Source organism: Streptomyces orinoci (assembly GCF_003121295.1).
Classification (GTDB): Bacteria; Actinomycetota; Actinomycetes; order Streptomycetales; family Streptomycetaceae; genus Streptomyces; species Streptomyces orinoci.
Genome location: NZ_PHNC01000011.1, coordinates 77942 through 100046, shown reverse-complemented (window position 1 = coordinate 100046; position 22105 = coordinate 77942). Strand labels below are relative to the sequence as shown.

General features: G+C 71.4%; 28 protein-coding genes. 15 read left to right on the top strand and 13 right to left on the bottom strand.

All coding sequences use genetic code 11. From position 1 onward, the window contains the following. Positions 1 to 91: 91 nt before the first annotated feature. The 13 genes from CV755_RS09115 to CV755_RS09055 all read right to left on the bottom strand — a co-directional run bounded on the left by CV755_RS09115 (position 92) and on the right by CV755_RS09055 (position 8570). On the bottom strand, positions 92 to 412 hold the full coding sequence (locus CV755_RS09115) for a hypothetical protein (RefSeq protein ID WP_109279664.1): 321 nt from the start codon (positions 410 to 412) through the stop codon (positions 92 to 94). Positions 413 to 446: 34 nt separating this feature from the next. Then, positions 447 to 1610 carry an MFS transporter gene (locus tag CV755_RS09110; RefSeq protein ID WP_193553379.1) on the bottom strand — a complete coding sequence of 388 codons (1164 nt, stop codon included), beginning with the start codon at positions 1608 to 1610 and terminating at the stop codon, positions 447 to 449. Between the two features lie 71 nt (positions 1611 to 1681). Next, positions 1682 to 2167: a hypothetical protein gene (locus CV755_RS09105; RefSeq protein ID WP_109279662.1), complete on the bottom strand. Its 486-nt coding sequence runs from the start codon at positions 2165 to 2167 to the stop codon at positions 1682 to 1684. Further along, entirely contained in the window at positions 2164 to 3015 is an 852-nt protein-coding gene (locus CV755_RS09100) for a winged helix-turn-helix transcriptional regulator (RefSeq protein ID WP_109279661.1), read from the bottom strand. Before CV755_RS09100 ends, CV755_RS09105 begins: the two co-directional genes overlap by 4 nt. 41 nt (positions 3016 to 3056) lie before the next feature. Beyond that, on the bottom strand, positions 3057 to 3479 hold the full coding sequence (locus tag CV755_RS09095; RefSeq protein WP_109279759.1) for a hypothetical protein: 423 nt from the start codon (positions 3477 to 3479) through the stop codon (positions 3057 to 3059). 13 nt (positions 3480 to 3492) lie between these two features. Continuing rightward, on the bottom strand, positions 3493 to 3945 hold the full coding sequence (locus tag CV755_RS09090; RefSeq protein ID WP_109279660.1) for a hypothetical protein: 453 nt from the start codon (positions 3943 to 3945) through the stop codon (positions 3493 to 3495). Then, complete coding sequence (locus tag CV755_RS09085) at positions 3942 to 4415, bottom strand: hypothetical protein (RefSeq protein ID WP_109279659.1); 474 nt, start codon at positions 4413 to 4415, stop codon at positions 3942 to 3944. Before CV755_RS09085 ends, CV755_RS09090 begins: the two co-directional genes overlap by 4 nt. A 113-nt stretch (positions 4416 to 4528) precedes the next feature. Continuing rightward, the gene (locus tag CV755_RS09080; protein WP_193553378.1) at positions 4529 to 4876 is read right to left on the bottom strand and encodes an SH3 domain-containing protein; all 348 of its coding nucleotides are present in this window, start codon (positions 4874 to 4876) and stop codon (positions 4529 to 4531) included. A 150-nt stretch (positions 4877 to 5026) separates the two neighbouring features. Then, complete coding sequence (locus CV755_RS09075; RefSeq protein WP_241561070.1) at positions 5027 to 5737, bottom strand: hypothetical protein; 711 nt, start codon at positions 5735 to 5737, stop codon at positions 5027 to 5029. Positions 5738 to 5807: 70 nt separating this feature from the next. After that, entirely contained in the window at positions 5808 to 6509 is a 702-nt protein-coding gene (locus CV755_RS09070) for a hypothetical protein (RefSeq protein WP_109279657.1), read from the bottom strand. Between the two features lie 18 nt (positions 6510 to 6527). Further along, on the bottom strand, positions 6528 to 7007 hold the full coding sequence (locus CV755_RS09065) for a hypothetical protein (protein ID WP_109279656.1): 480 nt from the start codon (positions 7005 to 7007) through the stop codon (positions 6528 to 6530). Continuing rightward, positions 7004 to 7567: a DUF4913 domain-containing protein gene (locus tag CV755_RS09060; protein ID WP_161968640.1), complete on the bottom strand. Its 564-nt coding sequence runs from the start codon at positions 7565 to 7567 to the stop codon at positions 7004 to 7006. Before CV755_RS09060 ends, CV755_RS09065 begins: the two co-directional genes overlap by 4 nt. 247 nt (positions 7568 to 7814) lie before the next feature. Next, the gene (locus CV755_RS09055; RefSeq protein WP_109279655.1) at positions 7815 to 8570 is read right to left on the bottom strand and encodes a DNA-methyltransferase; all 756 of its coding nucleotides are present in this window, start codon (positions 8568 to 8570) and stop codon (positions 7815 to 7817) included. A gap of 527 nt (positions 8571 to 9097) precedes the next feature. Here CV755_RS09055 and CV755_RS09050 point away from each other — a divergent pair. The 15 genes from CV755_RS09050 to CV755_RS08980 all read left to right on the top strand — a co-directional run bounded on the left by CV755_RS09050 (position 9098) and on the right by CV755_RS08980 (position 22080). Beyond that, positions 9098 to 10231, top strand: coding sequence for a C40 family peptidase (locus CV755_RS09050; protein WP_109279654.1), 1134 nt, complete (start codon positions 9098 to 9100; stop codon positions 10229 to 10231). A 138-nt stretch (positions 10232 to 10369) separates the two neighbouring features. Continuing rightward, the gene (locus CV755_RS09045; protein ID WP_422070524.1) at positions 10370 to 10678 is read left to right on the top strand and encodes a DUF6112 family protein; all 309 of its coding nucleotides are present in this window, start codon (positions 10370 to 10372) and stop codon (positions 10676 to 10678) included. Continuing rightward, complete coding sequence (locus CV755_RS09040; RefSeq protein WP_109279652.1) at positions 10679 to 11368, top strand: hypothetical protein; 690 nt, start codon at positions 10679 to 10681, stop codon at positions 11366 to 11368. Positions 11369 to 11406: 38 nt separating this feature from the next. After that, positions 11407 to 12780, top strand: coding sequence for an SCO6881 family protein (locus tag CV755_RS09035; protein WP_109279651.1), 1374 nt, complete (start codon positions 11407 to 11409; stop codon positions 12778 to 12780). Between the two features lie 101 nt (positions 12781 to 12881). Beyond that, on the top strand, positions 12882 to 14354 hold the full coding sequence (locus tag CV755_RS09030; RefSeq protein ID WP_109279756.1) for an SCO6880 family protein: 1473 nt from the start codon (positions 12882 to 12884) through the stop codon (positions 14352 to 14354). 147 nt (positions 14355 to 14501) lie between these two features. Further along, positions 14502 to 14969 (top strand): hypothetical protein, encoded by a 468-nt coding sequence (locus CV755_RS34150; RefSeq protein ID WP_153068622.1) that lies wholly within the window; start codon positions 14502 to 14504, stop codon positions 14967 to 14969. Further along, positions 14966 to 15433: a DUF6238 family protein gene (locus CV755_RS09020; RefSeq protein ID WP_109279649.1), complete on the top strand. Its 468-nt coding sequence runs from the start codon at positions 14966 to 14968 to the stop codon at positions 15431 to 15433. The genes CV755_RS34150 and CV755_RS09020 overlap by 4 nt, the downstream gene beginning before the upstream one ends. Positions 15434 to 15461: 28 nt before the next feature. Next, positions 15462 to 16976, top strand: coding sequence for an ATP-binding protein (locus CV755_RS09015; RefSeq protein ID WP_109279648.1), 1515 nt, complete (start codon positions 15462 to 15464; stop codon positions 16974 to 16976). Positions 16977 to 17017: 41 nt separating this feature from the next. Beyond that, positions 17018 to 17566 (top strand): hypothetical protein, encoded by a 549-nt coding sequence (locus tag CV755_RS34145; RefSeq protein WP_153068621.1) that lies wholly within the window; start codon positions 17018 to 17020, stop codon positions 17564 to 17566. A gap of 51 nt (positions 17567 to 17617) precedes the next feature. Further along, on the top strand, positions 17618 to 18391 hold the full coding sequence (locus CV755_RS09005; protein ID WP_109279646.1) for a hypothetical protein: 774 nt from the start codon (positions 17618 to 17620) through the stop codon (positions 18389 to 18391). A 184-nt stretch (positions 18392 to 18575) separates the two neighbouring features. After that, complete coding sequence (locus CV755_RS35945; protein WP_241561069.1) at positions 18576 to 19115, top strand: hypothetical protein; 540 nt, start codon at positions 18576 to 18578, stop codon at positions 19113 to 19115. A gap of 171 nt (positions 19116 to 19286) precedes the next feature. Beyond that, positions 19287 to 19721, top strand: coding sequence for a hypothetical protein (locus tag CV755_RS08995; RefSeq protein ID WP_338323637.1), 435 nt, complete (start codon positions 19287 to 19289; stop codon positions 19719 to 19721). A 58-nt stretch (positions 19722 to 19779) separates the two neighbouring features. Further along, on the top strand, positions 19780 to 20520 hold the full coding sequence (locus CV755_RS08990; protein WP_109279644.1) for a glycosyltransferase family 2 protein: 741 nt from the start codon (positions 19780 to 19782) through the stop codon (positions 20518 to 20520). Beyond that, complete coding sequence (locus CV755_RS08985; protein WP_241561068.1) at positions 20513 to 21772, top strand: hypothetical protein; 1260 nt, start codon at positions 20513 to 20515, stop codon at positions 21770 to 21772. The genes CV755_RS08990 and CV755_RS08985 overlap by 8 nt, the downstream gene beginning before the upstream one ends. Continuing rightward, complete coding sequence (locus tag CV755_RS08980) at positions 21691 to 22080, top strand: hypothetical protein (RefSeq protein WP_241561067.1); 390 nt, start codon at positions 21691 to 21693, stop codon at positions 22078 to 22080. The genes CV755_RS08985 and CV755_RS08980 overlap by 82 nt, the downstream gene beginning before the upstream one ends. Positions 22081 to 22105 lie beyond the last annotated feature (25 nt).

The following is a 22105-nucleotide window of genomic DNA, read 5'->3' as shown; positions in this document are numbered from 1 at the left end:
GCCGCAGCAACGACCAGGACGACGGGACGGTCGGACAAAAGGGTGCTCCTCAAGGATCAGGTGAAAAATGGCAGTGGTTGATGAGGGAGGTTCACGGGCTGCGACGGCGGCGCAGTTCGATCGCTGAGGACCACTCCGGGTGCTCGGCTAGCAGCCGCCTCGCGTACAGCGCGGTGTAGTTGTTGTTCAGGCCCTTCACGCCGTGCGGGTGGCGCCAGCGCAGGGCCTCGAACAGCGCCTTCATCCCGACCCGTTTGGCTCCCGCCGCAAGGCGCTGGGCGACCAGGCGCTCCAGGTCGCGGTATATCCAGGGGGGTTGGGAGTCGAAGGCGTGGAACTGCTCGCTGATCGTGGGCCCGTCCCCGAGGCGGAGGGCGCGGCCGGGCAGCCGGTCCTGCGTGAGCGTGGACATGAGCGGTCAAGGCTCCTTTTCAAAACCGGGGAGGTCAGGCGGGAAGTGCGGGCAGGGTGCGCAGCCGGGCGAAGGCGGCCGTGAGGCCGAGGGCCTGCAGGAGAGCGGCGGCGGTGACGGCGTGCCCGAGCTGGGCGGGCGGCACGGCGGTGACGAGCAGGCCGGCGGCGGGGAAGGGCAGCAGGAGCAGCAGGATCGTCACCGCCAGGGTGCTGCCGAACACCTCGGGCGGGATCAGATGGGATCGCAGAGTGCGTAGGACGACCGTCAATCCCCCTTCGCCGGCCATCAGCACCGCTACCAGCAGCAGATACGCGCGGTAGCTGTGGGCTTGGGAGAGGGCGAGGGTTGCTGCGGCGGCCACGGCGGCGGATGCCGCGCCGACCGGACACAGGCCCCAGCGGTCGATCGCCTGCCGTGCGGCGGTGATGGCCAGCAGGGAAGCGACAGCCGCTGCGGACCAGATCAGTCCGGCGTCCGCGCTGGAGCGCCCCAGCTCGGCCACCACGATGACCGGCAGAGCCGCCTGGAGCAGGCCCACCGCGGTGTTGGAGACGACCAGGCCGCCGACCAGCCAGGCAAGGGCCGGCAGCGAGCGCAAGGTGGCCCAGCCCGTCCGCAGCCCGCTCGCCGACTCCTCCCTGGACACCTCGCCTCCCGGGACGGCCCCCTGGCGGGGGCTGAGCCAGGCGGCAAGAAGGGAGAAGGCGGCGAGCGTGATGAGCATCGCGGCCGGACCGCCAGCCTGCAGCAGCAGGCCGGATATCAGGGGCCCGGCGAGCATCGCGCTCTGGTCGATGCCCAGCAGGACGGACTGCACCCGGTGCGCCCTGGCTCCGGCCGTCCGGCTGGCCTGGCCGCCGGCGGTCTCGGCCGCGACGTAACTGAACTCGGTGGCAAAACCGGACAGTGCCGCGAGCACCATCACCGCGGCCGTCGCCACCGCCGCCGCCGTACCGACCACCGTCAACACGACCGCTGCGGTCATGACGATCAGGGCCCGGACCGCGCACGCGGCGCGGAAGACGCGCCCGGTCCCGTGGCGGTCGACGACCGTGCCGGCCACCGTGAACGCGGCGAGCCTGGGCACCCACTCCAGCGCGAAAGCCAGCCCCGTCAGCGCCGCCGACCCGGTGGTGGCTAGAACCAGCAGGGGGATGCCGTAGGTCGTCATCGCGAACGCGGCACCATCAGCCATGCGGGGCAGGTAGACGCCCCGCAGCAGGGTCGGGGCACGGCGGCGTGCGTGCCGGGGGGCGATGCGCCGCCTCACGCAGCCAACTCGAGCTCGGCGAGCCGGGCGGCCTGCCAGTGGGCCTGCAGCCACTGGTTCAGCACCTCGCGCGTCCCGGCAAGGTCCGCAAGCGCCTGGACACTGGGCAGGCGGTCGGCCGCCGGAGTTCCGGCCAGGAAGGCGAGGGTGTGCTGGATGCGGCCGGTGAAGTCCGCGACCGGTGCCGGGTAGGCGTGGCGCCGGGCCCAGCGGGCGATCGCGTCGTAGACGTCGGCCAGCTCCGCGCCGGAGGTGGTCAGGCCCAGCCCGGCGCCGGGCCGGATGCGGACAAGGCCGAGGGCGCGGGCGACGTCGGTGGCCTGCCGCAGGTGGTGCTCGGTCAGATCGGCGAGGGTGCGGGCAAGTCCGCGCGGCGGGATGGGCCCGTTGTCGTCGATCTCGGTGATCAGGCGGATCAGGCCCGGCGAGGACAACCGGTTGCAGACCTGCCGGACCTCGGCCGTGGACAGGGAGGTGTTCATCGGCGCGGACCTCCCGCCAGGAGGGCCGCCGCCGGGCGCGCCGGGGCGGCGTGGGAGAACAACTCGCGGTGCTGCCACGCCGGTGGCGCGGCCGGGCCACTTCGCACCGGGGCCGGCAGTACCGGCGGGGCGGGCAGCCGCACCGGGTGGCTGACCCAATTACGCGGAGCCCGCGCGGTGTCGGCTCGGCCCCAGACCGGGTGCCGGGCGGCCTGCGCGAGGGGCTGCCCGGCGGACCACGCGGACAAGGCCCCGAAGACGGGCCCCAGCTCCTCCCCGGCCGCGGACAGGCGGTAGGGCCGACCGATGCCGTCGGTGTCGACCAGGCCATCGGCCACCAGCTGCCGCAGCGGCGGGTAGATGTTGGTCCAGTCGCTGCCGGGCATGACGATCCTCGCCAGAGTCCGGCCGCTGGCCTCCCCGCGGACCTTGAGCACCCACAAAATCGCGGCGGCGTGCCTCCGGGTCAGCAGGGTCAGGCTGTCCTCGATCTGCTCGATGGCGGGCAGCGGCGTCGTGGGCTGCTCCAGGTGCTCCTCAGCCCACGTGGCGATCAGCGGCAGGACCGGCAGCAGCGCGGTTGCACGCTCGGTGTGGCCGTAGGTGACGTGCCGCGCGGAGTGCTCGGTGCGCTCCACCAGGCCGGCATCGCACAACGTCCGCAGCTTCGGGTGCAGCTGGCCGTTGTGCAGCCAGGAGATCTTGCCCGCGAGCTCGCTGTAGCGCAGCGGACGGCCCGAAAGCGCCAGCAGGATCCGCACGTTCCAGCGCGGGGTGATCATGGCGAGCGCCTCGGTGACCCGGGCGATGTCAGCCTCGGTGTCGGGGGGCAGAGCAGTGAGGGCCAAGGGAGGAACTCCTATGTGAGGGAAAGGGGGATGCCCGAAGGTCAGCGGGCGGCAGCAGCGCTCGCAGCCACAGCGGGCGGAGCGGGTACGGCCGGCGCGGCGACGCAGGCGGGGGCAGGTGACGGCTCGGGCCCCTCGACGCGTCCAAGGCTGCTCAGAACGGCGGAGACGGTCTTGGCCTGGGCGTCGCGGACGGCGACCGCTTCGGCGAGCCGGCGGGCGCATTCGAGGACGTGGGACACCTCGTGGGCGCCGATCTGCCGTTCGGGGTGGACGAGTTGAGCGAGGCGCTCGCGGTGGAAGGTGACGCTCTGCTCGGCGAAGGCGAGGTCGTGGTAGCCGGCGAGGAGGGCGGCGAGCATGCCGGGCGGCTGGCCCTGGGCGTGGGCTTCGAGGACGGCGAGCGGGGCGCCGTACAGCTCCTCAATCCGTCCGGCTATCTCGCTGGAGATGAGGCGGGGCAATCGGCTGGGGCTTTCACGGTCGGCGGGCCCGTACCGCCCCGGCACGCTGCGGTGCCGGGGCGGCAAGGGCGGGAGGCGGCAGGGTGGTGGTGACGGACTGCTGGGCCGTTCGGACAGGCTGCGGCTGGTGGACGGGAGGCGGCATCGGGCGCAGCAGGTCATCGAGCGCGGCCCGGTAGCCGTCGCGGGCATCGAGCGCGGCATCCAGCCACTGCGCGTCCATCCGCAGGTCGTCGGCGGACAGCTCGTCCATGTCGCGGTCGGCCGCCATCGCCTCGTGCACACGGTCGCGTACCCGGGCAACCTGCTCCTCGGCCAGGGCGAGGAACGAGCGCAGCTCCATCGCACGGGACACCGCAGCCGAAGCGTCCGGACCGGCCGCCCTGTCGTACAGCTCGGCAACCGGAGCGTCGAAGATCTCCTGAAGCCGGCCGTCCAGGGTGCTGGGCTTGTGGCGGACACTCACCGCAGGACCCCTCCTCGCGCTGCCGGTACCGGGGTCGCTGCTGTCGCGGGTCGGATCGCCGGGCTGGTGGGCACCGCCGGGCCCTGGCGGGAGCCGCGGCCCAGGCGGGCGAGCCGCTCGGCGGCAAGCCCCTGCTTCCCGGGGGCGGCGGGGTCGAGGAGCCAGCGCACGACCATGGCGCGCCCATCCCGCGCGCTGACGGCCGCGTTGACCCGGTGGGCCAGGTCCATCGTCGGGTCGTCGACCTCGCTGGGCTGCGTCTCAAGCGCGGCGAGCAGCTCGTCTTCCGCGCGCTCCAGCACCGTCTGGGACTCGACGAGAAGCCCGTGCCACTTGACGACGTCGGTCGCCTCCGGGTTGGCCGCCGGTGCCACGGCGACCGCCGCCTTCAACTCGCCCATACTCATGGCGAACCGCGCCTCGATCTGCTCGGTGAGGACGCCCACGACATCCTCGATGTCATCGGACACAGGAGAACTCCTTATCCGCCAGGCGCGACGGCCCGGTTGCTCAAGGGAAGGGAATGTGCGCCAGCGGGCGCAGAACTCGACTGCTGCACAAGCCTGTTACTGATGCGCGCCGGTCAGTCGAGGCAGATGTAGACGGTGCGGTAGACGTAGGTGCCGGACACCCAGCCCGTCACGCCGGTGGACTTGTCGGTGATGTAGTGCCAGCCACCGCTGCTCTTGTGGACGGTGAACCCCTGGCCGCGGTAGAGCACGCCGACGGCGGTGGACTTGGCGGATGCCTTCGAGCGGATGGTCACGGCCTGCGTGCCGATCACCCACGGGCCGGGCCGGTCGCACGGCCGGTCAGCTGAAACGCGGCTCACGGCGGATGCCGGTGCGGCCGTCGCCGCGGTCGCCGAGACCACCGGCAGCGCGAGGGCGCCGAGCAGCGCGGCGGATATCGCAATACGGTTTGCGCGCATGCGGAAAAAACCTCCATAGAAGAAAAGGGAATGCGTGAAGGAGGCCGGCCGGGGCGTCGCCCCGGCGGCCGTATAAGAATCCGGAGAATCGCGCTTTTGGCCAACCGCCGATCGTCGGCTATATTCCGCCGCCCCAACCGGCTTTGGCGCTCAGCGCGAGCGGCCGGGAGGACGCGAAATGCCGCTCATCGGGACGGCAGCCGGTCGGGCGGATGACGCGGCAGGTTTGACCGGCGGCAGCGGGCCAGCCGTGCCGCTGAGCCGGTCCTCACACCATTGGAGTGCTTGTCCGGCCGTGGCGAAGCCGCCTTCGCGCAGGGTGTAGGTCCACGCGTCGGTGTCCACCTCCTCAACCACCACGCGGAAGGGAGACGGGGCGCATTCATCGAGGGCGCGCAGGGCGGCGAGGACGACCATGTCGTCGGGGTCGTCGCTGGTGTAGCTGTAGCCGAGCGCGTAGTGGTCGCCGTCCCCGGCCAGACGCCGCTCCAGTGCCCTCGTCGCCTCATCCGCAGGTGCCGGGCCCATCCCCGCAACGAGCCCGATGGCGTCCGGAGGGCAGCCGCGGTGGATGAGCCAGGACTGCGCCATCGCCGGCAGCGGAAGCACGGCGTGCTCGAACCGGAACGTCCGCGCCTGCATGTCCCGGTGGATGTGCAAGGCGGCGTACTGGGATACACCGGGGTGGTCAAGGGTGGCTGTGGGGTCGTGCAGGACGTAGAAGCTGTGGGCGGCGTCCGCGGTGTGGTGCTCGGCCAGCGGAACAAGCTCATCTTCGATCCATCCGACCGTGTGGAAGAACGCGTCGGTGGTCTTCTCGTCGGCGGTGAAACCATCGAGCCGGACGTCGAGTTCGGGCATGCGCCCAGGGGCCGTGGTGGCCGGTTCGGTAGAGGACATAGGGCCTTTCGACAGGGGGAGCCGGCGCGGTTCAGCGCCGGTGTGCGGGGGTGGCCGGCCAGGCTCCCGGCCGGGTCGCCGCCTTGGGCGCCTGGGTGGTTTTCGGGCGGCGGGTGGCGACCAGGGCGGCGCGGCCGATCTCGGTCAGGGTGACCGGCTGGCCGGCGTGGACGGGATGACTGGTGTCCCGGCAGAGGAGGCCGGCGGATTCCAGGCGCTGCAGAGCGGCGTACGGGATGCGGGTGCCGGAGGCGGTGACCACCGACATTCGCCCCGTGAGCAGATGCTCGTAGAGCTTGGCGCCGCCGGCGATGGTGAGCAGCACCGCATGGTCGGCAGCCGATATCGGGGTTGCGCGGCCGACCGGTTGGGTGCGGGCGGCGGCCTCGATGGGCTCCAGGGCGGCGAGTACCCGTCGCGCGGCGGCATCGCGCTGAGCGGCGGCCTGCTGAAGCTGGTCCACCGTGCGGTCGATCCGCGTGAACAGCGCGGCGTCGACGGGGAATTCGCCACTGGCCAGGCGGTGCAAGAGGGTTCGGTGGAAGGTGACGCCGGTTTCGGCCTGGGCGAGTTCGCGGTGCAGATCGACCAGGCGGGTGTGTGGCTCATCGAGGACGCCGCGGTCCCGGAAGGCCCACAGGGTGTCGACGTCGTGGCCGGTGGCGGCCTCGATACGGTCATCGAGCGGGGACACCGCACGCCGCCTTGATGCCGGCGCGGCGTCAGGGGGCATAGGCGTGCCTCCTTGAACTCAGCGGACTTGGGAGCGGGAGGGGGCCGTTGCCGGGCGGGGCAGGCCCGGCATGGCGGAGGGCAGCGGGATCGGCCTCGGGACCGGGGTGCGGGTCGTCAGCTGCGGGGAGCGGGCGCGGGCTGCGTGGGTGCGGGCGCTGAGGGGGCGGCGGGTCATCCCCAGGCGGCGTCCGACGGTGTCGTAGACGTCGTTGCGGGCACGGGGCCTGACCGCGATGACGTGGATCTCCTGGCGGTGCGTGGATGCCTCGGGTGCCGGGCGCACTCCGTAGACGACGCGCCACTCCTTGCGGGAGTCCACGAACAGCTTGCGGTAGCCCTCCAGATCCCCCGTCAGCCGGAGCCCGAACCGTTGGGCGTTGACCACTTCCTGCAGGTAGGCAAGGGTCAGGTCGCGGATGTCGCTGGGCGCCTGGAGCAGGTCGGTCAGGGCGCGGGGGTCGAAGCTGAGGCCGAAGGCCGGCTGCCCGGTGCTCATGACGTCATCTCGCCTGGCTTACCGGGACCGGACGGCTCGGACTCGGACTCGGCCGCATTCGCCTTCTCGGTGCGGGCCGAGGGCGGCGGACCGGGCAGGAGCCGGTGCGCGGGACGGTCCGGAGAGGTCATGCAGGCCGACAGCGGCCCGCCGGGTGCGCGGATCGCCGCGACGGCGTGGGTGAGGAAGTCCCGGTGCCACACGAACAGACCGGACAGCCCGGCATCGGGCTCCTTGTGCTGCTGGTAGGCCAGCCACAGGGCGTGGAGCCAGGCCACGACGTCGTCGTGCTCCTGCCACTGCAGACACCACGGCGCAGCCGTGGTGACCTCCGCGCCGTAGACCGGCAGGAGGAAGTCATCCACCCAGTCGGAAAGCGCGTCGAGTTCGTCCTCGTACTCCTCGCCCTCCAGCTCCAGGATCGGACGCGGCTCCGGCGAAGCAGCCGGGGGCGGTCCGCCGAGCCCGGGCATGCCGAACGCCGCGAACGGCGACGGGCCGGGGCTGGGTGCGGAGGCGAGGTGGTCGAGCTGCCGGGCCTGCTGCGCGGACTGCTCCATCAGCCGCCGCACACTCGCCTCGATGCCCTCAAGATGAGGGTCCGGCACACGAACCGGCTCCAACTCCCCCTCGATGGGCGGTTCTACGGGTTCAGGCAAATCTGGCCTCCTAAAGGACTGGGGAAGGGCGTAAAGCGGAATGCACCGCCACCAGGGCCCACCTGGCGAAGGCGGGCACCGACGCACCGGGTACAGCAGGCAGGGACGAGGTTCCCGAGTACCTGCCGGGAAGGGGCGGTTGGCGTCTTTAGGCCGTCAGGCCCATGTCGTCCTGGGTCAGGGTTTCGCGGACCGTCGCCGTGAGCCGGTCGGCGGCGATCGAGGCGTAGTGCTTGGTCTTCTCCACGCCGATGAAGTCCCGCCCCTCCAGCAGGGCGGCGACGCCGGTGGAGCCGGAACCAGCACAGAAGTCGAGCACCGTGCCGCCGGGCGGGGCGATCTTGACCAGCTCACGCATCACCTCAACAGGCTTCTGGGTGATGTGCTGGCGCTGGGCACCCGAGGGCTGCGAGGCGGAGTACAGGCCCGGCAGGTAGACCGGGTTGCGGTCGCCGTCGATCGCGCCCTTCGACGCCCAGACGATGAACTCGCAGTTCTGGGTGAAGCGGCCCTTCTGAGGCCGGGCCTGGGGCTTGTGCCAGGCGAGCACACCCCGCCACAGCCAGCCGGCCGCCTGGATCGCGTCCGTGGTGATCGGCAACTGACGCCAGTCCGTGAACAGCAGGGCCGTACCGCCGGTCTTGGTGAGCCGGTGGGCTTCGGTCATGATCTGGGTCAAAAAGAAGCCGTATGACCTCTGGTCCATGTTCTCGCCGGTGAAGTCCGGCAGCGTGTGCTTGGCGTCGGCGGAGGTGTACTTCTGCTTCGCGGAGCGCGTCGTGCGCTCCTTCGCGGTCCGGCCGCCGCTGTTGTACGGCGGGTCGGTGATCACGGAGTCGACGCAGTCGTCCGGCAGCCCCGTGAGGACGCTGAGGGCATCGCCCTGGTGCAGGGAAAAAGGCAAAGAGGAACCCCGATTCGGGTGGGAACAGGCGGAGATGGATATCCCATCGCGCACGCAATCCACCGGGGGCCGAAAACGTGGGCATGCAGAAGCCCAGGGCCAACACACCGGGGGAGGGCGAGGGGAGATACCAAAACTGTAGAGGCGATTTGGCCGCTGACCAAGAAGTAGCGGGCTGAGGGGTCGAATTCCGACCCCTCACGCCCACTTTTTGGTCAACCGCCAATTAGGTCCTACTGTTTTGGAACTGCCCGGCGCACACACCGCCGCCGGCCCGCCCCCACCCTCATGCCCGCGGAGGTTCTCCCGTGCCCCGGCACACCTGACGCACCCCATCGGCCCCGTCACGCGAGCGGCAACTCGCCTGGCGCCGGCCCGCACCGATCGCCCGCCCCGGCTGCCGCGCTCCCTTTCCACCCGCCCTGCGCCACGCGGCAGCCGGACCTCACACCCGAAGGACATCCCTCCATGACCTCTCGCCACCCGCCCCTGCCCGAAAACGCTGACCTGCGGCCGGGCCACTGCGGTTGAAGGCGCTCGCCGCCGGTATCGGCGTCGTCATCCTCTCCCCCCTCCTTCTCGCCGGCACCGCCGCCATGGCCGCGGCGGCCAGCGACGCCGGCCAGAGCGCCTCATGCGGCGCCACCGGCGCGTCCATCGACACCGCCGCCGTCGCCAAACAGGTGACCGCGATCCTCGGCGGCAAGGGCTCCGCCAAGAACGTCCACGTCGAGGGCCTGGAACTGCCCGACGAGCAGATCCCCAACGCCAAGACCATCGTCGCCACCGGCATCTCGCTCGGCGTGCCCGCCCAGGGCCAGGTCATCGCGCTCGCCACCGCCATGCAGGAATCCCGGCTGCGCAACCTCAACTACGGTGACCGTGACTCGCTGGGGCTGTTCCAGCAGCGCCCCAGCAGCGGCTGGGGCACACCCGAGCAGATCCGCGACCCGGTCTACGCCTCAACCCGCTTCTACAAGGCGCTGCTTGAGGTGCACGGCTGGCAGCAGATGACCGTCACCCAGGCCGCGCAGGCCGTCCAGGCGTCCGGATACCCCGACGCGTACGCGCAGTGGGAACCGCTCGCCCGCGCCCTGCAGGAAGCCATCGTCAAAACCCTCCCCAACAACGGCAAAACCGCCCAGCAGAACACGTCCACCACGAGCACCACGCAGACGGCCGCCATCGGCTGCACCACCGGCGCCGACGGCTCCCAGTGGGGCACCATCCCCGAGGGCACCGTGCCCAACGGCTACACCATCCCCAAGGACGCCCCGGAAAAGGTCCGCACCGCCCTGGACTGGGCCATGCACCAGCTCGGGACGCTGTATCAGTGGGGCGGTGACTGCACCAGCCCGCACGGACCCGACCCGATGGGACGCTGCGACTGCAGCTCCCTGATGCAGCAGGCGTACGCCCACGCCGGCGTCACTCTCAGCCGCACCACGTACACCCAGGTCAACGAGGGCAAGCCGGTCTCGCTGAGCGACCTGAGGCCCGGTGACCTGCTGTTCACGCGCGGCACCGCAGCCGCACCCGAGCATGTTGGTATGTACATGGGGTCGGGTTTGGTGATCAACGCTCCGCGCACGACGAAGCCGGTGCGGATCGAGCCCCTGAAGGACTGGGACGTGCTGGCCGCGCGCCGGATCGTCTCCTAGCCCGTCGCCCGCCCGGGCCCCCCGTGCCGGGCAGGCCCGGTCGGCTGTGGCGCGCCGAGCGCCGCCTTCCCTCTCTTCTTCCCGCCCTTCGCCAGGCCGGTAACCGGCCTTTGGCATGCAAGGAGTTCCGCCATAGCCATGTCTCTCGCAGCCCGCGCTGTCACCCTCGCCTACGACCCCGGCGTCAGCCCCAAGGAAGGCGGCCTGCCGGGCCTGTCCGTCCTGAAGGACGTCGTCAGCTCCATCAACCTCTTCGGCATCGTGGCCGTGGTCGGCGCCCTGGCCGTCTCCCTGGGTGTGTGGGCCTGGGGCCACCACACCGGCGGCCACCAGGCCGAAGCCAACGGCAAAAAGGGCACGGTTGTCGCCGCCGGCGCCGCCCTGGGCCTGGGCGCCGCCAACGGCATCGTGGCCTTCTTCTCCGCCCTGGGGTCGCAGGTCCACTAAATGCCGAACCCCTTCACCTCCCTGTCGGGCTACGGCGCCACCTGGTCGACCAAGCGCCGCGTCCTTCTCGTCGCCGTCGCCATCACCGCACTGCTCGCCGTCGCCAGCATCGCCGCCTGGTTCACCGGCAACGATGGACCACGCCACGAAGGCAGCACCACGCCGTCCGCGACCGACAGCGCCACCGCCTCCGCTGATCCCACGCAGGCACCGACGTCCTCCGGCACGGGGTCGGTGCCCAGGCCGCCGCGGATCAGTGATCCCCTCGCCTACGCCAAGGCCGCCGCGCTGATGCTGTGGTCCTACGACACCCGGACCACCAGCCGCGACCAGGAACTGGCCGGCATGCAGGCGTGGATGACCACCGAGGCCAAGTACACCGACTGGCCCTCGGTCAGCGGACAGGTCCCGGACCCGGTGCTGTGGTCGCGCATGCACCACAACGCCCAGCACGCCACCGCCAAGGTCACCGACGCCCACTACCCGAGCGCTTTCAAGCAGGCCCTGGCCGACGACCCGTCGGCGATCACCGAGGCGTACCTCTACTACGTCACCGTCACCGGCACCCAGCAGATCGCCTGGACCAAGGGCGGCAGCGGCGCCGAGGACCGCGCCGTGACCCTGGCCGTGCAGTGCCGGCCCTCCCACGACTGCGCTCTGGCCGCCATCGGCCCCGACGTCGCGCCCTGACCCCAACTCCCTGATCTGGAAAGGAGGAAGAGCACCCCTTGGGCTTTTGCGACTTCCCCCTCGCGCACCAACTGTGCGGCGTCAAGAAGGCGGTCGACTTCGCCTCCGACCCCGGCAAGGCCATCGGCGACTGGATGGCCAAGAGCGCCGGTGAACTGGCCGCCTCCGCCGCCGACCTGGCCGCCAAGGCCGTCAACACCACCACCAAGGTGGACCTGAACGCCGCCTGGTTCCGCGACAACTACGAAACGCTGCTGCCGATCGGCCTGACCCTCCTGGTCGGCACCTTCTGCGCCCAGCTCATCAGAGCCGCCGTAAGGCGCGACGGACAAGCACTCAGCCAAGCGTTCACCGGCACCATGTCCGGCGTCCTGTTCGCCTTCTGCGCCATCGCCGGCACCACGGTCGCCATCGAAGTCGTCGACGCGCTCTCGGACGGGCTGTTCGCCTCCGCGCACCTGTCCATCGAATCAGCCGTGCGCCGCATCGTCCTGGTCAGCCAGATCGGCGCCCTGTCCGGCCTGGGCTGGCTGGTGGCGGTCTTCGCCGGACTCGGCGCCGCGGTCGGGGCGTTCTTGTACTGGTGCGTGATGATGGTCCGCAAGGTCGGCATCCTCGTCATGGTCACCCTCGCCGTCTTCGCCGGCGCGGGCGGCGGCTGGGAAGTCGCACGCCGGTGGCGCAGGGGCTGGATCGAGGCCACCGCCACCTTGGTGGTCAGCAAGCTGCTGATGACGATCATCTTCGTGCTCGGCATCGCCGCCATGGGCAAGACCGACTCCAAGGACGGTCTCGCAGCCCTCGCGGACGTCATGTCCGGCATCGTCATCATGGTCTTGATCCTGTTGTGCCCGTACGCGACGTTCAAGTTCGTGCACTGGGCCGCTGAGGGCACCAATGGCGAGGACATCCACCGCGCCGGTGGCGCCGGTGCCCAGATCGCCCGCCAGCACGCCGAACGCGCCGGCCACAAGGCTGCTGCGGCGGCTGCCACCGCCGGAACCGGCGGCGCGGCAGCCGGTGCAGGCGCTGCCCCGCAGGGCCCCGACGCGGTGCCCGGCGGCTTCCCCGGTGACATCGCCCCCACCAGCAAGGGCCCCGGCCAGCAAGGCAACAAGTCCAGCAACAGCCCGGGCGAGTCCTCTTCAGGCGACGGGATCAAGAACGGTCTGGAGAAGGCCGTCCAGCCCCCGCCGATGCGACCGGGCGACGACACCAGCGGCCACCTCGGCGGCAGCCCCGGCCAGGGCGGCCCCGGATCACCGCAGGGCCCCGGCGGCAGTGGATGGATGTCCGGGACTCCGACCGGCGCGGGCACACCACCGCCGCAAGGCGCACCGCCGGCCCCCGCCCAGAGCGGTTCACCGAACGGGCCTGCCGCCCCGCCGCCTCCGCCGCCCACCGGCATCTGACCCCTTCTCCCCGCCCGACAGGGTCCGGGGGCGGGACGCACCACCCCCAGGTGCGTCCCGCTCCCGGCCACCGCCCCGCGCACCCCTTTTCCGGAACCGCCTTGTCTGATCTCACCGTCGCCCCCCTCACGGTCAAATTCCCCCACCGATCCCGGCGCGGCATCCTCCTCGGCCTGTCCCTGCCCCAACTCACCCTCGTCTCCAGCGCTTTGGCCCTCCTGCTGGTCACGGTGACGAGCACCGGGCTGGTCGGCGCCATCGCCCTGACCCCGCTGTGGGCGGCAATCGCCGCCCTGGTCGCGATCCGCCGGCACGGCCGCTCGTTGATCGACTGGGCCCCGATCGTCGCCCGCTACGCCCACCGACGGCGCACCGGGCAGACGCTGTGGCTGGCCCGGCCGGTCTCCCGCCCTCGCCAGGACGGACTTCTGCACCTGCCCGGTACCAGCGCCTCCCTGCGCGTGGTCACCCCCGGTGATTCCGCCGGCGGGGCCGCCGCGGTGTACGACCCGCACCGCCAGACCCTCACGGCCGTCGCCCGCGTCTCCTCCCGGGCCTTCGCCCTGCTGGACCCCGCCACCCAGAACCACAACGTCCAAGCCTGGGGCCGCGCGCTCGCCGGTATCGCCCGGACCGGGCATGTGGCCACCGTGCAGGTGCTGGAGCGCACCGTCCCCGACTCCGGCGATACCCTCGCCCGCCACTGGGCGCAGCAGGGCCGCCCCGAAACCCCCGTGGCCGGGCAGGTCTACTCCGAGCTCGTCGCCTCCGCCGGCCCCGCCGCCGCCCCGCACGAGGCGTACCTGGCGATCTCGCTGGACATGAAGGCCGCCAAGCGGCTCATCAGCCAGGCCGGCGGCGGCCTGCCCGGCGCCTTCACGGTGATGGAGCAGACCACCAGCAGCGTCGCGCAGGCCGCCCGCAGCGCCGGACTGATGGTCACCGGCTGGCTCACCGCACGCGAGATCGCCGCCGTGATCCGCACCGCCTACGACCCCAAGGCACTCTCCGCGCTGCAGCAGTGGTCGGACACTGGGCGGGCCGAGGCCGACCCGGCCGCCGCCGGACCCGTCGTCCAGGTCGAGGAGGACGACCGGGTGATCACCGATACCGCCCGGCACGCCACGTACTGGATCGAGGACTGGCCCCGCACCGAAACCTCGCCCGGCTTCCTGCACGGGCTGATGTTCACCGCCGGCGTCCGCCGCAGCCTCTCCCTCATCTACGCGCCCCAGGGACTGGAGTCGGCGCTGCGCGACGTGCAGCGCAAGAAGGCGGCCATCATCGCCGACGCCAACGAGCGCGCCCGCCGCGGCCAGGTCGACTCCGAGGCCGACTCCATCGAGTACGCCGACGTCAAAAAGCGTGAACGCCAGCTCATCGCCGGCCACGCCGACGTCGCCCTGACCGGCCTGCTCACCGTCTCCGCCGAAACCGACGCCCTCCTCGACGCGGCCTGCGCCCAGATCGAGACCGCCGCCGTCACCGCCCAAGTCGACCTGCGGCGCCTGAACTTCCAGCAGCCCGACGCCCTGACCCTCGGCGCCCTGCCGCTCGCCCGCACCGCCCTGTAAGCCCTCCAGCCCCCTGGACATGCGCTGACCTCAAACACCGACCACGACCATCTCATCCGCGAACTGCGTGCCCTGCTCACTTCCTGCCAGGAACTGGCCGCCCGCCACCACGCCATCATCGGCCAATACCTCGACGCCGAAGGCGAGGTGATCGAGGAGAGATATCCCGAATACGACGACGCCCGCATCAGCACGGCCATCGAGGCAAGCGACCATCTCGACAGCGTGATGAGCCGCCTCACCGAGCTCGTCGGCCCACCGGCGCCACAAGCCTTCACCCTCACGTTCGCCGGACGCGAGCGACACATCGGCAAGGCCCCGACAAGTTTTGTCGTCAACGCCTGCGACATCAACGACGCGGTCTTCGTGCTGTCCCGCCTTCCTTCCTGGCGCGAGTGGTACCTGGCCGACGCCGCTGAATCCGACAATGGCGCCGACATCATCTACCTCCCCGAGCAAAGCCATCCCGGCCTCCCGACGCGAGGCGAATTCAACGATCTCCGCGCAGAGCAGAGGCCCGCCGAGCCCGCGCACACCTCGGCACTGGCCACCCTTCCCCGCTCCGCCAGCCCAGTCCCCGCTCCAGCCAACCCGGCTGCAAGGACACTTCATTGACCCAGCATCACGTCACCGGACCCGACGCGTATCCCTACCTGCGGGCTGCCACCGCCGGCGTCCGCCACCACGCCCGCGTCCTGAACCGCCAACCCCAGCCAGCGCCGGTGGACCGCACCCACCTCGACACGCTCCACGCACACCTCACCGAGCTGCACCGACTCCTCGACCAGCTCGCCGAAGCAGCACGCCCCCCGCATCCCCTTGCAGGCCGGCACCTCGCCGCAGCGCACGCCCGGCTTTGGCAGGCCACGGCCGCCGTGCACGACGCCTTCCACCTGTTGCCGCCCACGCCCAACAGCGACGCGGGAGCCGAGTGCCGGCCCGAGCGGCTTCCGGAAGGACCGCCGGTGCTGACCATCTGCCAGCGCCACCTCGCCTCCGGCCACGCCATCCGCCGCAAGACCACCCCCACCGATCTCAACACCCCGCTCCCCGGCCGCACCACCAGCTGCGCCTCATGAGCGGGAACCGCCGAATCGAGCATCACCGATGAACCACCGGCCCGCCCGCCGCGCCCGACGCGCCTCGGCCTCCCCGCTGTTCACCCCGCACGGCACCGACCGCGCCGCCCGCAAGGCCGCCCGCCGCCAGCTCGCCGAAGCCACCGCCAAGGCCCGCGCCCAGGCAGCCGTCCACCCGAGCGGCCAGGAACCCGTCGAGCAGGAAGCCCCCGCCCCCATCTACCCGCCCGCCGGGCGCCCAGGACCTGCCTCCGCCCGGGGCAACAAGCTCCGACTGCCGGCCCACCGGATGACCACCGCCACCGCCTCCGGGGCCTATCCCTTCCTCGCCGAAGGCGGCCTCGGCGCCGAAGGCATCTACATCGGCCGCGACGTCCACGCCGAAGCCTCCTTCTGCTTCGACCCCTTCGCCCTGTACGGCAAGATCGAGGGCTTCACCAACCCCAACGTGCTGCTCGCCGGCGTCATCGGCCAGGGCAAGTCCGCGCTCGCCAAATCCTTCGCCCTGCGGTCGGTCGCCTTCGGCTACCGCGTCTACGTCCCCTGCGACCCCAAGGGCGAATGGACACCCGTGGCCACCGCGCTGGGCGGCACCTCCATCGCCCTCGGCCCTGGCCTGCCCGGCAAGCTCAACCCCCTCGACGCCGCCCCGCGACCCAACAGTGTCTCCGAGGCGGACTGGGCGGGCGAGATCCGCAAGCGCCGCCTGCTCCTGCTCGGCTCCCTGGCCCGTACCGTCCTCGGACGGGACCTGATGCCGATGGAGCACACCGCGCTCGACGTCGCCCTCGACGCCGTCGTCACCCACGCCGCCGCCACAGGCCGCACCCCGCTGCTCGGCGACATCGCCGCCACCCTCAACAACCCCGACCAGCTCGATGCCGCCGGCGGCGTGATGTCCGGCCGCCTGGGTGAGGCCGCACGCGACCTGGCCCACGCCCTGCGCCGCATGGTCCACGGCGACCTGGCGGGGATGTTCGACGCGCCCAGCACCGTGCGCTTCGACCCCAACTCGCCAATGCTGACCACCGACCTGTCCCGGCTGGGCGGCTCGGGTGACGACACCGCCCTCGTCCTCGCCATGACCTGCGCGAGCGCCTGGATGGAATCCGCGCTCACCGACCCACGCGGCGGACGGCGATGGATCGTCTACGACGAAGCCTGGCGCCTGATGCGCCACCCCGGCCTGCTGCAGCGCATGCAGTCCCAGTGGAAACTCTCCCGCGGCCTGGGCATCGCAAACCTCATGGTCATCCACCGCCTGTCCGACCTGCTCACCGCCGGCGACGCCGGATCACGAGGACGCGCTCTGGCCGAGGGCCTGCTGGCCGACTGTTCCACCCGCATCATCTACCGGCAGGAGACCGACCAACTCCAAGCCGCCGCCGCACTCTTGGGCCTGACGTCGGTGGAGACCGAGGCCATCGCCCACCTCAACCGGGGCCGCGGACTGTGGAAGGTCGCCGGACGCTCCTTCATCGTGCAGCACCTCCTGCACCCGCACGAGCTGGCGCTGTTCGACACCGACGCCCGCATGCACTGAATCCCCCGCAAGTTCGCTCCAACTGAAGGGACCTAAGCCACATGCCGGACATCACCCATCCCGAATACTTCCTGCAACTGGCCCGCACCCTCGACCGTATGACGGCAGATCTTCCGGCTGCCGGACAACTCCAGCGCGGCGACGACATCACCCCAGCCATCCAGAAGCTGATCGGCGACGCAAGCTGCGTACTCATGGAGATCAGCGAGGAGCTGACAACCAGCTATCGAGACGAAGTCCTCCACCGCCCGTCGCATGGTCCCGTCGAACGCTTCGGTACCGCCGCACTCGCCCAATCTGCCGTGCCCCTTGGAATGGCTCTCAGCCACCTCGGCCACGTCACCGAAAGATTGGGGTTTCTCCACGGGCATCTTCTGCAGCCAGCGGTCGGGAAACGGATTCCCATTCCACTCGACGCCCGACAGCCCCTCCAGGAACGCCTCGACCTTGTCGCCCCTCTACTGCGCACTGCCGCCCAACAGTTGCGCACCAATGCGGCCGAGCTCTCTCGGATCCATGCCGCCCGGTCCCGCACCAGTCCAGCGCCCGCGATGCCCGCAGAAGCCCGCCCTGCGCGCGTCATGCGCTGAAGGACACAATCCACCGATTCCCCGCCAGGCACCAACTCACATCCGGAGCACATGAACCACGACCGCACCGACATGGCTTCCTTCGCTCAAGCGCTCGCCTCGCGCCTGCCCGGCGCATGGACCAGTCAGTACCACCAGCACATGACCTACCAAGACCAGTTTCCCGTCGGTGACCGGGTCTGGGACTGCGGACATGTTTACTGGGCAGTCAGCGAATTCGTCCTCGGCCACCACAGCCTGCTGACCGGCCCAAACGGCGAGCAACTCTACGTCATCGACCGGCCGCTGCACCGCCACCACTTCCTCGTCGCCCCCGTCGCCCCCGAAGACGGCCTCAAGGACCACCACTTCCACGGCGTGGAAGAACCGAACGGAATCAAGGTCACAGGCGATCCGGCCCGCGCAGCCGCCGAGGTCACCCGCCGCCTCCTGCCCCGCTACAAGAACGCCCTGGCAGCCGTGCGCCGCAACGCGGCCGAAAAGCCCGAGCCAGCGCACCGGTCACCACCGCCACAGGTACCACGCGTCGTCACCCTGACCTGGTACGAGGACGGCGCCCTCGGCACGCCGTACGACAGCGTTCCCGAGGACGCCCGCACCACGCTGTACACCCTCGGCTTCCAGTACCACCCTCACCAGGCCGCGTTCCTGCTGCCCGCCGCATACGGCGAGGACGGCCGAGCGCTGCGCGTGCAGGCCCTGGTGCACCAGCTCGCCCACCAGGGCATCGGCGTGAACCTCCGCCACGCCACGGCCCCAACCACGTCAGCGCCCATGCCCGTTCCGCCACCCGTCAGCACCTCCGCGACCGCCCGCCACCGGTAAGCCGGCCGCCGGGCCACGCTGGCACCTTTCTTCTTCCACAGCCTGGGGGCAACGACCGCGCCGACGCCCGGCACCAGCCGGAGCCCCGGCCGCCAACTACCCCACACCTCAGTCGGATACGGCTGCCGCCGCGCGGACGCCGAGGCAGCCGTATCCGAGCACCTTTCCCTTGAGGACCCGCCCGATGCGCAACCCCGACTTCGAGCTGTACGACAACGTCGGACGCGATGCCGACCAGATCGCCGCCGCCCGCTACGGCACCGCCACCAAGGGCGACCTGCTGCGCTGGGCGAAGCGGGACGCCGAGCCGTTCCTGGCCCAGCACCCGCTGCCCGAGCAGAACCTGCCGAGCCCCGATCTCCGCCCCTACCTCGACGCTCTGGCCGCCGCCGAAACACCCGCGCAGGCCAGCGCGGTCACCCAGCACTTTCTGGATGCGGCCGAACCGGTTCTCCAGACGGTGAGCGACTACCTGGTGGCCGCCGCCCGCTGGCGCGGCCAGAACCGCGGGGCCGAGCCCGGATCTCCGCCCAAGATGCTGATGACAGCCGCCAGCCGCAGCCTGTCCGTGCTGGCCATCGCCGACCAAGCGGACCTTGCGATCCTGCACGCCGCATACGACCCGGCACCGGCACCACCCGTCCCGCCCCAGGGCCGGACTGCGGCCGGCCTTCCCCCGGCCCCACCCGGTATCCCTCCCGCCGGCCCGACACCCGGCCGGTAGCCCACCAACACCTCACGGAGCGCTCTCCTGTCGACCCGATCCTTCATCGCCCGCCCCCACCACAACGGCGGCTACCACGGCATATACGTCCACTTCGACGGAGAGCCCAGCCACCACCTGCCGCTGCTTCTGACCGCCTACCAGCACCGGTTCGGCAAAAACGTCGAGGCCATGTCGCGCCACCTCGTGGACGACGTCGCCATCGGCTGGGAGGAGCTGGGCACCGACCTGCTCGACAAAGCCCCGCCCGCGCTGGTCGACGCGCTGACCGGCGGCGAGCAGTGGCCCAGCCGCACCCTGGACAACCTGATCACGCCGGACGGCTCTCCGCCGGTGCGGATGACGGTCACCGACTCCACCGCCGACGCGCAGGACCTGCAGTGGGGCTACATCCTGCACCCACAGGGGATCGAAGTGATCAGCCTGCTCCACCACGACCGCGGCCCAATCGTGGACTGGCACACCGACCCCCGCACCGCCTTCAGCGACACCCCCACACGCTGGAACCCCACCGCGCGAACCACGCGGGCCGCTGCACCTTTGGCCGCCACTGGCGCCCCTGCCCCGGCGCGCGGCGTGCCGACCCGCCCCGCCGCGCGCCGCTGACAGCCTTCACCCCCACCCACCCGCCGGAGGAACTCTCCTGTCCACGTCCGACACGCCCTTGATCACGGTCGTCATCGCCACCCAGCTGCGCGAAGACCGGCTCGGCTATCTGACCGCCATGCACACAAGCCTTGACCGTCAGAGCGTTCCGTGGGAGGCGGTCATCGCCATCGATGGCGCCGACCCCGCCCGGCTGCCGCAGCCGCTCGCGGCCGACCCTCGCGTGCGCACCCTCGCTCTGCCCCGGCCGGTCGGCGCCGCCTGCGCCCGCAACCTCGCCCTGACCCAGGTCCGCACCGAGTTCTGCAACTGGGCCGACGACGATGACGAGTTCGCACCGGACGCCATGGCGGTGCGGCTTCAGGCCCTGGAAGAAACAGGGGTGGGCTGGTGCGCCGGATGGAGTGAGGATCTCCACCCCGACGGGTCGACCACCGTCTGGCGCTGCCCGACGCCGCCGGGCCGGCACGAGCCGGGGGATGTGTGGACGTACTGGCGCTCTCCGGAGCACACCATCCCGATCGGGCCGACCACGATCCTGGCCCGCACCGAGCTGGTGCGCGCCGCCCCGATGGGCGGACTCGTCCAAGGCGAGGACTACTGCGCGGCCGTCGGCGTGACCAGCCTTGCCCCCGGAATCCTGCTGCCCCACACGGTGTACAGATACCGCAAATACGCAGGTCAGATGACAGCCCAGCCCGGGTACGACCAGCTGGAGCCGGCCGCCCGCGAGCATGCCTGGCACTACGGCCGCGCCCTGCGCGCCGCCCTCACCCACCAGGCGCACGCCCGTGGCTGACGCGCAGATCATCCTCGCCTACAGCCGGGATGCCGGCATCGTCGCCATGCCGTCCGGCTCGAAGTACGAGGCCGCGGGCACCGCACTGGAGGCATCCGGGTTCCAGCGGGGCGACGCCGGTGTGTACCGCCTGAAACAGGCTGGCGATCCGGTCGCCTCCTGCGCCACTGTGGCCGGCCTGGTCCGCTCGGCCGAGGCGCACGGCGTCACGGTGACGACCAGCAGCCGGCGCTTCATCGGCGACGCCGCCTGTGACATCGCCCGTCTCCTGCCCGGCCAGTGGGACACCCAGGTCGAGCTGTACTGCCATCCGGTGTGGCAGGAGGACCTCGTGCCGTGGCTGTGGGACAGCGGCGAACTCGTCCGCGCCGTGCAGAGCGACCGGGTCCCCTACGCCGCCACCCTCACCGATACGGCATCGGGCACCACCCTGCTGCTCATCGAGCGCCCCGGCCACCAACTCCACTACCTCGTCGGCGCTTTCGCCCGGGAGCTGTTCGGTGAAGGGCACGGCGATCCGCACGCCCCGCGCAGCATCGTCCTGCCGCCCTTCCCCGGTCACGCCGCCCGGGAGATCACCGGCCGGTACCTGCCCGCCTTCGACCGCGCCGTCCATGCCCGCCGGATCACAGACGTCGCCGGCGCCCTCGACCGCATCCGCACCGAGCACGACGCCTGGGCCGCGATGGTCGCCTCCACCCGGTACAGCGACGCCACCCCGCTGGACATCGACGCGCTCGGCGATGCGACCGCACAATTCCTGGACAGTGCCTGGCGGGACTTCCTGACCGTGCTGGACCACGCCCCCGCGCTGCTGGACCGCTGCCACCCCACCGCCACACCGTGGCCCCAGGACACCCAGGCCCTCACACAGCTGGCCGGCGCCCTCAGCGACGCCGAGGCCGTGCGCGAGGAGCTGGCCTTCGGCACCCCGCTCGCCCGCACGGAACGCAACCTTCGGACGTGGCCGGCCATCACCACCTGGCTCACCCACAGCGAGCCGTTCCTCCGCCAGGCACAGGCGGCAACCCCGCGCCCTCCCGCCCGGCCGGCCCGCACCCCACCGGTGACCCGCCTCTCCACCGAAAGGCTCACCCCTTGCCCCCTGACGCCTACTTCGCCTTCGGCACCCATCCCCACCACGGCTTCGTCGCCACCGCCACCGCCACGATGCCCGCCCACCTGGCCCACTGGTTCCTCACCTGTGAGCAGTTCGAGCCCGTACCCGAACGGCCCGGCCTGTACCGGCTGACCAACCCGGACCAGGACGGCATGCGGCGCACCCGCCAGGCCGTCCATGACCTGCGCCGCCACGGCTATGCCGTGCACGCCGACTACCTCCTCGACCCCGTCATCACCCCCGGACCGGCCCACAACCCCATGGCCGTCCCCGAGCACACCGAGCGGCGCAACCGCGTCGCGCGGGCCTCCGCCGGACGCTCCCCGCAATGCGGCCCGGCACTGACCACCTCCCCGCCCTCTGCCCGTCCGATCCCGCCCAAGCCCGCCTACGCCCCCACCGTCCACCTGACCGCTTCCGCCAGCGGACGCTCCCGATGACCGCCGAGCCGATCCGCATCACCCG